This window comes from Methylophilus sp. DMC18, from assembly GCF_056314005.1.
The window spans coordinates 339,909-352,628 of the sequence record NZ_JBQUZE010000001.1 but is presented as its reverse complement, the minus strand read 5'-3'; the positions used below and the strand labels follow the sequence as shown (position 1 = coordinate 352,628).

Below are 12,720 nucleotides of genomic sequence, written 5' to 3'. Positions count from 1 at the left end.
ATTATCAAAAAACCCGCGAATGCGGGTTTTTTGATGTCTATCGTTTTAACGCCTTGTGAATTTTAATTACAAGGTATTTCTTTAAGCACGGCATCTGGAAACTGCGAACGCGCCTTTTGCAAACCGACAAGTTGTTGTGGCGAGACCTGTTGCATTTTGATGACCGCCTGACCGCCATTACGGGTCGCTTTAATCAACAATTTTACCCCCTTATTTTTGAGGTCTAGCATGAGCTTATCGGCCAGTTTTTCATCACGAAAAACACCGAACGAGATCGCGTGGCGCCATTTGGGGTCGTCTTGCACAACAAAGAAATCCTCCACACCGAGTTTACGCAATTCATCGGCTTTGATTTGCGCAGCCTCGGCAGTAGGTAGCGGCGGTTTATAAATCCAGTAACGCACATTATCCTGCGGACTGCCGATCAGATTGGTATGGGTCTTGATATTGAGTTGCTGCGCCAGGCTCAAGGCTTCATTCAAGCGTGCCGTGTTGAAGCTGCTCCACTCATAGCATGCGCCAGCCGTCGCGGTATGTTGTTCTGCGGGTTTAGCCGACGGGGCTTTTTCTGCCTGCTTTGCTTCAGCGGGTTTCGCTTCTACCACTTTGGAGCTCTCTGGCTTGTTAGGATCAGGAGATTTTTGCTCAGATGGCTTGGTTTCAGGCAATTTAGCTTCAGCTCCCTGGGCATCTGGTTTTGACACTGTCTCACTGGCAGGCCCATGGCTATCAGCAGGCTGCAATACCGAATCGGAAGGCTCGTTTACCGCCGCCTCTGGATGGCGCGTGGGGTAAGACGACAACGACTGCTCGGTGAGGATTTTAATTTGCTGTGGCTGGAGCTCTGGTTTGAGGCTACTGACGGCAGGTGACAGGGCATCGCGCTCAAAATAAGCAAACACCACCACATTCAGCAATACCAATATCCAGAATATTTTTTTCATTCACTTATACTTTTCATTCGTCTGAACACTCAGCCAGGCAGGCCAATCCCTTTAATACCAGATTATCCACAATAATCGCCTGTGCTGACAATGCATGCGGCAAATATCTGGCGATTAAATCTGCATCACCGCCACTCATGAACAATAAAGGCACATGATCCAGCTGCTGGCACAAGCGCGCATATTGGGCAGCCACCGAAGCAGCCAGCGCCTGCACGCAGCCCACCCACATGGCATGCTGGCTATTTTGCGCAAAGCCATCGGTACCAGTTTCAAGGTCGGGATAGACATAATCGAGTTGCGCCGCGCCTTGTTGCAAACTTTGCCACATCAGTCGTAACCCAGGCTGGATACTGCCGCCAGCAAACATCGCCTGTGCTTGTTTAACTTCTTGCTTGACTAGCAGCGCATCCATCGTCATCGCAGTACCCGCGCTGACGACCAATGCTGATTTGCCCTCGCTACGCCATACCGCTAACAGGCTGCACCAGCGGTCGCTACCCAATTGCGCGGGTTGACTGTAGCTGTTTTGCAAGCCCAAGGCTAAAGAGGTGGCAACAATAGCTTGCAAACGTTGATCCCGCTCGGGCAAGGCTTGCAGCCAGCGCTCGCCCGCCACATTGCTTAAATAGATCCGGCTCGCCTTAGCGATCGCGGCGTGCAAGGCTTGCGCCTGTGCGGTGCCCTCAAACCAGTCTTGATTATCCAGGGTATTGATCTGCAGCGCTGTCGGCTGGCTCGATTGCTCAGGACACCAGGCCCATTTGGTGCGGCTATTGCCAGCGTCAATCAGCAGTTTCATGCCGCACTCCGCACGCTGATTTCGCCTGCGTTAAAGCGCTGAATACCGGCAGCGGTTTCTACCAGCAAACTGCCCTCTTCAGCTACGCCAACCACGCGACCGGGAACCGACTGGCCATTGGCTAACAGCAGATTCACAGCTTGCTGCTCAAAAGCATGGTACGCCGTCCACTCGGGCTGAAAATAGGCAAAACCATGCTCTGCAAACAGGCTTAAGTGTTGCGCCAACTGGTTCAAGCAGTGGCCGAGCAACTGGTTAGGGTCTACAGGCGCACCCGCCAACTGATTCAGGCCCATCGCCGCCTGGTCAATCTGCTGTTGTAAGTCGGCCTCCAATTCCAAATTGAGGCCTATGCCGATCACCGCTGCACTTGGGCCTTCCATATCCCCTTGCAGCTCAATCAGAATCCCACCCAGCTTGTGCCAACTGCCCGCTTGCAACACCAGCAAGTCATTCGGCCATTTTAAGCGCACACTGTTTAAGCCCATCGTGTGCAACGCCCGTACTAAAGCCAAACCGACCACCAGGCTCAAGCCAGACAAGCCAGCCGCGCCACATTGAAAGCGCCAGAGCAATGAAAAAGTCAGGCTACCCCCCAATTGAGAATGCCAGGAACGGCCGCGTCGACCGCGACCGGCTGTCTGCATATGCGCCGCCACACAGGTCGCATGGGCAATACCGCGCGCACTCTCCTGCATCAAATAGCGGTTAGTGGAATCCACCTGCGCCAGCACTTGCACATGAAACCAGGGCGAATACTCGCCACAGGCCTGGGCAATTTGATCTGCATCGAGCAAGGTCAGCGGCTTGGGCAAGCGATACCCGCGTCCACGGACTGAAAACACCTTGATGCCTAGCTGCTCAGCGGATTGAATCGCGTTATATACCGTGGCGCGCGTGACGCCAAAACGTTGGGCCAAGTCTTCACCAGAGTGAAATTTGCCATCCGCCAGCACGGCAAGAATAGGAAATGCCAGCTTGTTCATAACAACCGGTGAGTGGCGATAATCATGCGTATATTCATAGCCCGGAGTGTAGCATACCCGCCCTGTCAGGCCGGGCGATAAAAGCCCGAAACGCCCTGTATTAAGCGTTTTGGGTCAGGTCGCTAACCGTGTAAAATAAGCACACTTTAGCAACTTCAAGAACCGCCATGTCTACACAAAAAGAACCGATCCCCGCCGCCTCCAATTTTATCCGCGCTATTGTTGATAGAGACCTTACCGAAGAAAAATATGCCGAAAAGAAATGGGCTGGTACGCCAGGCGATGCCGCGCATCACGCCACCGGACAAACCGATTTTGCTAAAATTCGCACCCGTTTTCCGCCCGAGCCGAATGGTTATTTGCACATCGGCCATGCCAAATCGGTGTTTCTCAACTTTGGGTTAGCGCGTGATTATGGCGGCATCTGTCATATGCGTTTTGACGACACCAACCCAGAAAAAGAAAGCCAGGAATATGTAGATAGCATCACTGAGATGGTGCGGTGGCTGGGCTTTGACTGGGACAATACGCGCCCGGATGGCAGCAAAGAAGACAATCTCTACTTTGCCAGCGATTATTTTGACTTTATGTATGCCGCTGCCGAGGCCTTGATTCAACGCGGACAAGCCTATGTCGATGCGCAAAGCGCCGATGAAATGCGTACCAACCGCGGCACGCTGACCGAGCCAGGTAAAAACTCGCCATTCCGCGACCGCAGTGCAGAAGAAAATCTGCGCATCTTCAGAGAAATGCGCGATGGTAAGCACGCCGATGGCAGCATGGTGTTACGCGCGAAAATTGATATGGCCTCGCCCAACATCAATATGCGTGACCCCGCGATTTACCGTATCCGCCGCGCCCACCACCACAACACCGGTGACAAATGGTGCATCTACCCTATGTACACCTTCGCGCATCCGATTGAGGATGCCCTGGAAACCATCACCCACTCCATCTGTACGCTAGAATTTGAAGACCAGCGCCCTTTCTACGATTGGCTGATGGACAATCTGGCTGATGCCGGAATGATTAACAAACCGGTGCCTTACCAGTATGAGTTTGCACGCCTCAACCTGACCTATGTTGTACTCTCCAAACGCAAGCTGATTCAACTGGTCGAAGAAAAACACGTAACTGGCTGGGACGACCCTCGCTTGCCGACACTGGCGGGCGCGCGTCGCCGTGGCTATGCTCCTGAAGGTTTCAAACTATTCACTGACCGCATCGGCGTGTCTAAAGCGGACTCATGGATAGAGTACAGCATCCTCGAAGACTGCATGCGAGAAGTGCTTAACGAATCTGCACCGCGCAAAATCGGCGTACTCGACCCGATCAAACTGGTGATTGATAACTACCCAGAAGGCCAAGACGAAGATTGCTACGCCCCTAACCACCCGCAAAACCCTGAACTCGGCAAACGCGTGGTCAAACTCTCCAAAGAGCTATGGATTGAGCGCGAAGACTTTATGGAAGAACCTTCCAAAGGCTACTTCCGCCTGTTCCCAGGCAATATGGTGCGTTTGCGCTATGGTTATGTGGTCAAATGCCTCAGCTGTGAAAAAGACGCTGCCGGCAACGTGACTACCGTGCATTGTGAATACCTGCCAGACACCAAGTCCGGCACGCCGGGGGCTGATAGCGTCAAAGTCAAAGGCAATATCCACTGGGTCAGCGCTAAGCACGCTTACACTGCCGAAATCCGCCTGTACGACCGCCTGTTTAAAGACCCACACCCAGGCAGCGGCGACAAAGACTTTTTAGAAGACATTAACCCGGACTCAGTCAAAGTCATCACTGCCCAGCTGGAACAAAGCGCCCAGGAAGCCAACCCAGGCGACAGTTACCAGTTTGAGCGTCACGGCTATTTTGTCGCCGACCGCAAAGATAGTGTGGCTGGCAAGCCTGTGTTTAACAGGACGGTGACGTTAAAGGATACTTGGCAAAAGTAAAATGACATTCCGTCACTATTACAAAAGACTTAAAGGATTTTTCGTATTAAGCAAAAATCTAATTATTAAAACGATTGAAATAGTTTTGAGTATTATTTCTAAAGCTCTTAGAGACACAGCAACTTATGGTATTCCAGCTGCAATAATCTATGTCACAACGGAATCATTAATATTAAATTCTAAAGTTGAGTCTACGGGAATTTATATTTTAGGGCCCTTAGCTACGCTTATTGCATTAACCAGTTTGCTTTATAGTAGAGCTCGTGCTGTCCCAACTGAAAATCATGCAGCTAGTTTGTTAGCAGCTGATCGAGCCTTTAAAGCAACGATTTATTATGGAGTTGCAGTTTTATGGGGCGCATTACTTACTGCTTTTAAAATGATATTAACTAATGATGGAGTAAATGTATCCATTTACAACCAAATATTATTCTTAGCATATTTGCCTTCAATATGGTTTTTAATGATTAGCTATCTTGATATCTTCAAAACAGTTAAAGACGTCTTTAAAGAATTAAGAAATTAATTGTGAGTAGACTCTCATTATCACTAGCCACTAAGTTAATAAACCACGGTCCCACAACCATCATCACAGCTGCCCATGCCGGCCAACGTAACATCATGGCCGCCGCCTGGGTCTGCGCGTTAGACTTCAATCCACCCAAAGTCACTGTCGTGATTGACAGCAAAACTTACACTCGCGAACTGATGGAAGCAGAAGGGACTTTTGCGATTAACCTGCCCTGCGTAAAACAAATCGAGATGGTGAAAAAGGTAGGGAGTATCAGCGGCCGCGATTTGCAATACAGCGACAAGTTTGCGGAATATGGCATTGAGACCTTTGCTGCAGACAAGATCAGCGCGCCGCTGGTGAAGGATTGCGTGGCGTGGCTGGAGTGCAAAATCATCCCCGAGCCGCATAACCAGAACACTTACGACTTGTTTATTGCTGAAGTGATCGCGGCGCATGCCGATGCGCGTGTATTTAGTGATGGCCAATGGCATTTTGAGGGGCATGACGAGTTACGCACCATCCACCATATTGCGGGTGGCGTATTCTTTGCTACCGGTCAAGCCTACTAGCCTCTAACTCATGCAAAAAATCAGCCCTGCCCTGTTGGTCAGGGCTTTTTTATTGCCTGCAATCTTGTTAAAAGTTGAAACTTTTTATTTTAAATTGATGTCAATTTAATAGCCTGTAGTTGAAATAGGGGTATTACAGGCCTGATATCCCGCTTATTTCCTTTGCGGAAAACATGGATGCAAGCAGCATCTTTCAATCTAATGGACGTGAAGTCCTGCAGCATTTTTCATCATGATCAATTGCAGTTGCCAGGCCTGAGGTGCAATTGCCTTGCTTTGTGGTGAGCCAGTGGAGGTAGCCATGCGTGTGAATAAAAAAGAACCCTCAGAATCCTTGTACGTGTTGCTAATCAGCGTACATGGCTTGATTCGTGGCCAGCAACTTGAGCTGGGCGTGGATGCCGATACCGGCGGGCAATGCACTTATGTACTGGATTTGGCAAATGCGTTGGCGGAGCATCCGCAGGTCGGCAAGGTCGACCTGATGACGCGGTTGATCGACGACCCGCAGGTGGCGAGCGATTATGCGCAGCCTGAAGAGAAACTTAGCGATAAGGCGCGCATTATCCGCTTTCCATGCGGGCCCAAGCGCTATCTCCGCAAAGAGTTGTTATGGCCACATCTGGATCAGATGGTGGACCGTTGCCTACACTATTTACGTCAACAAGGACGCTTGCCAGATGTGATCCATTCCCACTATGCCGACGCCGGCTATGTGGGCCGCCAGTTGTCTATGCTGCTGGGCATTCCGCTCATTCATACTGGCCATTCACTGGGCAAACCCAAGCAGGCGCGGCTGCTTTCCAGTGGCCGCAAGGCAGACAAGATTGAAAAGCAGTTTAATTTTGAGCGCCGCATTGCCGAGGAGGATGCGCTAATTCAGCATGCCTCGATGATCGTGACCAGCACACGCCAGGAGGTTGAGCTGCAGTATGGCATGTATGCGCAAGCCGATCATCAGCGCTTCCGCGTGATCCCGCCCGGCACAGACACATCGCGCTTTTCGCCGCCAGGCCGCCGGACAATACCGGCAACGCTGGAGCAGAGTATCCGTCGCTTTTTGCATGACCCGAAAAAGCCGATGATTTTGTGTATTTGCCGGCCCGAGGTGCGCAAAAACATCAAGGGCTTGCTAGCCGCCTATGGCAGCCACCCGGCGCTGCAAAAGAAGGCTAACCTGGTGCTGGTCGCCGGTAGCCGAGAGCGCATTCGAGACCTGGAAAAATCGCAGGCACAGGTGTTGAATGAATTGCTGCTGGATATTGATGCCTATGACTTATGGGGCAAAGTAGCAATTCCCAAAAGTCATGCGCAAGAAGATATCCCAGAGCTGTACCGCATGGCGGCCAAAAGCCGTGGCGTATTTATCAACGCCGCCTTTACTGAGCCTTTTGGGCTGACCTTGCTCGAAGCCGCGGCTTGCGGCCTGCCGGTGATTGCGCCAGATGATGGCGGCCCGCGCGATATTCTGGCCAATTGTCATCATGGCTTGCTTGTAGACACACTCAATAGCGATGCGATTGCAGACGCACTGCTCTCAGCTCTCACGGATAAAGCACGCTGGCGCAAATGGGCCAAGAGCGGCGTCTTGAACGTCAAACGCCATTACACCTGGGCGGGTCATGTGAACAAATATGTCAGAGAGGTACACCAACTGCTAAGAAAACAACGCAAAAATCTGCGCAAGCAGCAAGTCGCGCTGCATCAAGGCAAGTCACCGATCCCGCTGGCAAAATATGCATTTATCACAGACATAGACAACACCTTGCTTGGCAACCAACAGGGGCAGCTTGACCTGGTGGAATGGCTGGTGGCCAATGTCGGCTATAACATTTTTGGCATCGCCACCGGGCGCCCACTGGAGAGTGCGATTGAGATATTGCGTAAAAACAATATTCCTATCCCGGATGTGCTCATTACCTCCGTCGGCTCGGAAATTCACTATGGGCTCAACCGCACGCCAGATATCGGCTGGGCTAACCATATCCGCCATTTATGGCGACGTGATGACTTGCTAAAAGCGTTAGCGGAGTTGCCTGGGCTACGTCTGCAATCTGCTGAAAATCAGCGTGAATTCAAAATTTCTTATGTGGTGGATGCCAGCAAGATGCCGCCTGTGAAAAAAATCCGCCAGCATCTGCGCAAGCAGGGGCTGCACGCGCAAATCATTTATTCACATGGTGAGTTTCTGGATATCTTGCCGGTTCGCGCTTCCAAAGGCCATGCCATTCGCTATTTGTCTTACAAATGGGATTTGCCACTGGCCAACTTCTTGGTGGCAGGCGACTCTGGCAATGATATTGAGATGCTGATGGGCGACACCATGGCCGTCGTAGTGGGTAACCATAGCGAAGAATTGGCACATTTAAAAGGCATGCCACGGATCTTTTTTGCCGAGGCCACGCATGCCCACGGCATTCTGGAGGGCATGCGCCATTATAAATTTGGCAGCTCAACAGCCTGAAATAATCAGATCAACAAGGACCTCGATACATGTACGAACAAATTTCCCACGCGGTGTTGAACGAGATTCTGTCTTCGTTCAAACAACCGGCTGGCAAAGACTGGCACTATTTTTATACCCGGCTGGGCGCTAACTTTTACGCCATTTATTCGCTGTTTCAGCATCTTTATGGTCAGCGCGAAGACTTTAAGCCACAACTGGGGCGGCTGGTGGAAGTGCTGGCGACACAATATGCACAGCGCGCGCCACATTTGCGCGCAAAAGACCTGGAGCGCGAAAAAAACCATGACTGGTTTATGCAGCAAAAGTGGGTGGGTATGGCGCTCTACAGCCAGGGCTTTGCGGGCAGCCTGGCCAATATGCGTGACAAGCTGCCCTATATGCAAGATCTCGGCATCAATCTCGTGCATATCATGCCGATTTGTGACTGCCCGGCGCATGAGAATGATGGCGGCTATGCGGTGCGCGACTTTAGGAAAGTGGATGGGCGCCATGGCACCATGGAGGATTTGGAACAGTTGATTGCCGCCATGCAGCAGTGCGGAATCCTGCTAACGCTGGATGTGGTGGTCAACCATACCTCAGATGAGCATGCCTGGGCGCAACAAGCCAAACAAGGCAACCAGACCTATCAGGATTATTACTTCATGTATCCTGACCGCACGCTGCCTGACATGTTTGAAAGCGCCATGCCGGAAGTGTTTCCTGAACAGGCCCCAGGCAGTTTTACCTTTAACGCCGACACTGGAAAATGGGTGATGACGGTCTTTAATCATTACCAGTGGGACCTCAACTACACCAACCCTGCTGTGTTCATTGAGATGGTGGACATCATCCTGTTTTGGGCAAACAAGGGCGTAGATATTCTACGGCTGGATGCCGTAGCGTTTTTGTGGAAAAAAATCGGTAGCAGTTGCCAGAACGAGCGCGAAGCCCACCTGATTTTGCAATTGCTCAAGGATTGTTGCCAGATTGCAGCCCCCGGCGTGATCTTTATTGCCGAGGCGATAGTTTCGCCGACCGAAATTATCAAATACTTTGGTGAAGATGCCATCAACGCCAAGGAATGTGAAATTGCCTATAACGCCACGTTTATGGCACTGCTTTGGGATGCAGTCGCCACCAAACGTACCGTATTATTGACCAAGGGTGTGGAGGACTTGCCGGAAAAACTGGACCGCGCAACCTGGCTCAATTATGTCCGCTGCCATGATGATATTGGTCTGGGCTTTAGTGATAAAGCCATTATCGAAGCCGGATTTGAACCGGTGTCACATCGCCGCTTTTTGGTCGATTATTACACCGGACATTACCCTGAATCGAATGCACGCGGCTTTGCCTTTGGCGTCAACAAAAAAACCGGCGATGCCCGCATATCTGGTGCGCTGGCGTCACTGGCCGGGCTGGAAATGGCCCTGCAAACACAGGATCCGCTGGCGATTGAAAATGCGATCAAAACCATCGTCTTGTTGCATAACCTGATTTTGTCGTTTGGCGGGATCCCGCTGATTTACTATGGCGATGCGGTTGGTACGCTCAATAACGACAGTTATCTGCAAGATGAAAACAAAATGCACGACAACCGCTGGGTACACAGACCGACACTGGACTGGGAGGTGATGGCGCGTCGTCACCAGCCAGGCACCGTCGAACAACGGATTTTCAGCCAGATCAAGCAACTGATTGCGATCCGCAAGGAGACTTCAGCCTTTGCCGATTTAAACAACCGCGCGCTGATTACACAAGACAATCCGCACCTGTTCGCCTTCCACCGCTATGTACCCTCTGGCATGCATGCCAACGTGGTGGTAATTGCCAACTTTGCCACACAAGCGCAACAGGTCAACCTGCAGCCGTTTAAGCAACGCGGCCTGTTTAAAGCCAGGATGATGACGGATTTATGCAGTGGCTCAACGATCTCCACCGAGCAGGAGACTCTAGAAATCCCGACCCTGACCGCTTACTGGCTCTCCAGTTAGTGCATTTACTTTATTGATCGAAAGGAGTGTTTGACACCATGTCTTGGTTTACATACTTAGGAATAGAGCAACCTGCGGAAATACTGGCGCTGGTAAAAACCCTGCTTCGTATTTTTTTCATTATTGGCGTGGCTTATTTTCTCAACCGGCTGAGCAAAAGCCTGATTGTGAAACTCAGAGATAAGCTCAACTCCAGGCAAGTAGACAACCTGGAAGAGATCAAACGCCTCAACACGCTCAGCATGGTGCTGCGGTATATCGTCACCACCGTGATTCTGGCGATTACCGTGGTTGAAATCCTGCATGAGCTTGGGATCTCAATTGCCCCGGTACTGGCGGCAGCCGGGGTCGTTGGTTTGGCAGTGGGCTTTGGCGCACAGAGCTTGGTCAAGGATTATTTTAATGGCTTTTTTCTGCTACTCGAAAACCAGATTCGCAAAGATGATGTCGTGGAAATTGCCGACAAAGCTGGCTTGGTGGAAGAAATTACGCTGCGTTATGTGAAGATGCGCGATTACGAAGGCAATGTGCATTATGTGCCCAATGGCCAGATCAGCACGGTAACCAATCGCTCGCGGGATTTTGCTTATGCGGTAATGGATATTGGTGTAGCTTACAAAGAGAATGTGGCACGCGTCATACAAGTCATGCTTCAAGTTGGAGCAGACTTATGTATGGACGACGAATTTAAACCTATTATTTTGGATAATCTGGAGATGGCTGGAGTCGACAATCTTGCAGACTCTGCTGTTGTCATTCGCTGTCGTTTAAAGGTACTTCCTTTACAGCAGTGGACCATCAAACGTGAGTACCTGAAACGGATCAAGAATGCCTTTGATGCAGAAGGTATTGAGATTCCCTTTCCACACCTTACGGTTTATCAAGGCAAACAGGCCGCATGATAAAAAGTGAGAAATCTTCCGCTTTCTTGTGGCTGCCAAAGTGATATTTTGACAACGCAGGTAAAACAACCTCAAGAGAATGCCAGATACACTAGGCCACAAAAATATGTAAGCCGAAGGGCTGAAGGTAGCTGATAAATTCAGATATCACAGACCCATCCAGCAAACTGAGGCATTTGTGAAAATAGAAAATTCGTCTATATGTTGTTTGCTCAATTAGTCAGTTGACGGATCACTTGTGCTAAATGCTCGGCCTGGGCTTGCACCAAACTCTGGTTCAACCCTTCGACCATCACGCGGATTTTGGGCTCAGTGCCAGAAGCGCGTAACAAGACCCTGCCTTCTCCATTAAGCGCAGCCTCAGCTTGTTGCACAGCTGTTTGCACGGCCGCCTGGTTCAAGTCCAGCTTTTGTTTGGTGGTTACATTAATCAACACCTGCGGATATAGCGTCAGGTCAGCACCCAGCTGTTGCAAGGACTTGCCGCTTTCACGCAAGGACTGCAACACCTGCAGGGCGGCAATAATCGCATCACCACTCGAGTGTTTATCCAGCGTGAGGATATGGCCAGAATTCTCCCCGCCCAGTTTCCAGTTTTTTTCCTGCAACAGCTCCAACACATAGCGGTCGCCGACATTGGCACGGCCAAACGGAATCTGATGCTTTTGCAAGGCGTGTTCCAGGGCCAAATTTGTCATGAGGGTACCGGCCACGCCGCCCTTGAGTTTGCCTTTGGCATACAGGCCCATGGCAATAATATAAAGTAACTGGTCACCATCCAGCAGCTTACCTGCACCATCGACCATCATGACACGGTCGCCATCGCCATCAAAGGCAATGCCTAAATCTGCCTGATGTTCCACCACGGCTTTTTGCAGGGCTTGCGGGTGAGTGGAACCCACCTGCTCGTTAATATTGAGGCCATCAGGATGATTGCCTATAGCGATGACGTCTGCCCCCAACTCATGGAACACCGGCGGCGCGACATGGTAGGTGGCGCCATGCGCACAATCGAGCACAATTTTGAGGCCACGCAGATCAAGGTGATTGGGAAACGTGCTTTTACAGAATTCGACATAGCGGCCCGCTGCGTCATCGACACGCTTCGCTTTGCCCAGTTGCGCGGAATCCATGACCTGCATGGGCTGAGCCAGCGCGGCCTCAATCGCATACTCGATCTCGTCCGGTAACTTGGTGCCCTGTGCAGAGAAAAACTTGATCCCGTTATCATAATAAGGGTTGTGTGAAGCAGAAATCACAATGCCGGCCTGCGCACGCAAGGCACGCGTTAGATAAGCCACGGCAGGCGTCGGCATGGGGCCAGTCAGCAGCACATCCACCCCAGCAGCAGACAATCCGGCCTCCAGGGACGCTTCCAGCATATAGCCAGAAATCCGCGTATCTTTGCCTATCAGTACCGTGGGGCGTTTACCCGCAGGCAAGTGTTCATGGCTGGCCAGTACACGTCCGGCTGCATAGCCCAAGCGCATGACAAACTCTGGCGTAATCACCGACTCTCCAACGCGTCCGCGAATGCCATCTGTACCGAAATATTGCTTACCCATGTGTGTATCCTTTAATCGTTATGCTTGTGTATGGTCATGCTGAGCT

Annotated in this window: 10 protein-coding genes; 6 read left to right on the top strand and 4 right to left on the bottom strand. The window is 51.1% G+C overall.

Translation table 11 applies throughout. The annotated features are described in order from the left end of the window. Positions 1-62 precede the first annotated feature (62 nt). Genes ACT53G_RS01630 through ACT53G_RS01620 form a run of 3 tightly spaced genes read right to left on the bottom strand, consistent with a single transcriptional unit; the run spans position 63 to position 2,732 of the window. Entirely contained in the window at positions 63-944 is an 882-nt protein-coding gene (locus ACT53G_RS01630) for an SPOR domain-containing protein (RefSeq protein ID WP_476168517.1), read from the bottom strand. Positions 945-957: 13 nt separating this feature from the next. Beyond that, the gene (locus ACT53G_RS01625; RefSeq protein ID WP_476168516.1) at positions 958-1,746 is read right to left on the bottom strand and encodes a type III pantothenate kinase; all 789 of its coding nucleotides are present in this window, start codon (positions 1,744-1,746) and stop codon (positions 958-960) included. After that, positions 1,743-2,732 (bottom strand): biotin--[acetyl-CoA-carboxylase] ligase, encoded by a 990-nt coding sequence (locus ACT53G_RS01620; protein ID WP_476168515.1) that lies wholly within the window; start codon positions 2,730-2,732, stop codon positions 1,743-1,745. The genes ACT53G_RS01625 and ACT53G_RS01620 overlap by 4 nt, the downstream gene beginning before the upstream one ends. A gap of 167 nt (positions 2,733-2,899) precedes the next feature. On the opposite strand from ACT53G_RS01620, the gene ACT53G_RS01615 reads away from it, so the two are divergent. The 6 genes from ACT53G_RS01615 (at position 2,900) to ACT53G_RS01590 (ending at position 11,109) form a co-directional block, all read left to right on the top strand. Further along, on the top strand, positions 2,900-4,681 hold the full coding sequence (locus tag ACT53G_RS01615; protein WP_476168514.1) for a glutamine--tRNA ligase/YqeY domain fusion protein: 1,782 nt from the start codon (positions 2,900-2,902) through the stop codon (positions 4,679-4,681). Between the two features lies 1 nt (position 4,682). Then, on the top strand, positions 4,683-5,207 hold the full coding sequence (locus ACT53G_RS01610; RefSeq protein ID WP_476155165.1) for a hypothetical protein: 525 nt from the start codon (positions 4,683-4,685) through the stop codon (positions 5,205-5,207). Positions 5,208-5,209: 2 nt separating this feature from the next. Beyond that, positions 5,210-5,764 (top strand): flavin reductase family protein, encoded by a 555-nt coding sequence (locus ACT53G_RS01605; protein WP_476168513.1) that lies wholly within the window; start codon positions 5,210-5,212, stop codon positions 5,762-5,764. A gap of 301 nt (positions 5,765-6,065) precedes the next feature. Then, a complete protein-coding gene (locus tag ACT53G_RS01600) occupies positions 6,066-8,228 on the top strand; it encodes an HAD-IIB family hydrolase (protein ID WP_476168512.1) in 2,163 nt (720 codons plus the stop codon). Positions 8,229-8,257: 29 nt separating this feature from the next. Further along, the gene (locus ACT53G_RS01595) at positions 8,258-10,207 is read left to right on the top strand and encodes an alpha-amylase family protein (protein ID WP_476168511.1); all 1,950 of its coding nucleotides are present in this window, start codon (positions 8,258-8,260) and stop codon (positions 10,205-10,207) included. 38 nt (positions 10,208-10,245) lie between these two features. Then, positions 10,246-11,109 (top strand): mechanosensitive ion channel family protein, encoded by an 864-nt coding sequence (locus tag ACT53G_RS01590; protein WP_379077586.1) that lies wholly within the window; start codon positions 10,246-10,248, stop codon positions 11,107-11,109. 212 nt (positions 11,110-11,321) lie between these two features. Here ACT53G_RS01590 and glmM read toward each other — a convergent pair whose 3' ends face one another. Continuing rightward, positions 11,322-12,674: a phosphoglucosamine mutase gene (glmM, locus tag ACT53G_RS01585; protein ID WP_194747117.1), complete on the bottom strand. Its 1,353-nt coding sequence runs from the start codon at positions 12,672-12,674 to the stop codon at positions 11,322-11,324. Positions 12,675-12,720: the final 46 nt, after the last annotated feature.

Excerpts from the sequence above, each read along its gene's own strand:
- ACT53G_RS01630 (WP_476168517.1), bottom strand. The coding sequence starts at position 944 with ATGAAAAAAATATTCTGGATATTGGTATTGCTGAATGTGGTGGTGTTT.
- ACT53G_RS01625 (WP_476168516.1), bottom strand. The coding sequence starts at position 1,746 with ATGAAACTGCTGATTGACGCTGGCAATAGCCGCACCAAATGGGCCTGG.
- ACT53G_RS01620 (WP_476168515.1), bottom strand. The coding sequence starts at position 2,732 with ATGAACAAGCTGGCATTTCCTATTCTTGCCGTGCTGGCGGATGGCAAA.
- ACT53G_RS01615 (WP_476168514.1), top strand. The coding sequence starts at position 2,900 with ATGTCTACACAAAAAGAACCGATCCCCGCCGCCTCCAATTTTATCCGC.
- ACT53G_RS01610 (WP_476155165.1), top strand. The coding sequence starts at position 4,683 with ATGACATTCCGTCACTATTACAAAAGACTTAAAGGATTTTTCGTATTA.
- ACT53G_RS01600 (WP_476168512.1), top strand. The coding sequence starts at position 6,066 with ATGCGTGTGAATAAAAAAGAACCCTCAGAATCCTTGTACGTGTTGCTA.
- ACT53G_RS01595 (WP_476168511.1), top strand. The coding sequence starts at position 8,258 with ATGTACGAACAAATTTCCCACGCGGTGTTGAACGAGATTCTGTCTTCG.
- ACT53G_RS01590 (WP_379077586.1), top strand. The coding sequence starts at position 10,246 with ATGTCTTGGTTTACATACTTAGGAATAGAGCAACCTGCGGAAATACTG.
- glmM (WP_194747117.1), bottom strand. The coding sequence starts at position 12,674 with ATGGGTAAGCAATATTTCGGTACAGATGGCATTCGCGGACGCGTTGGA.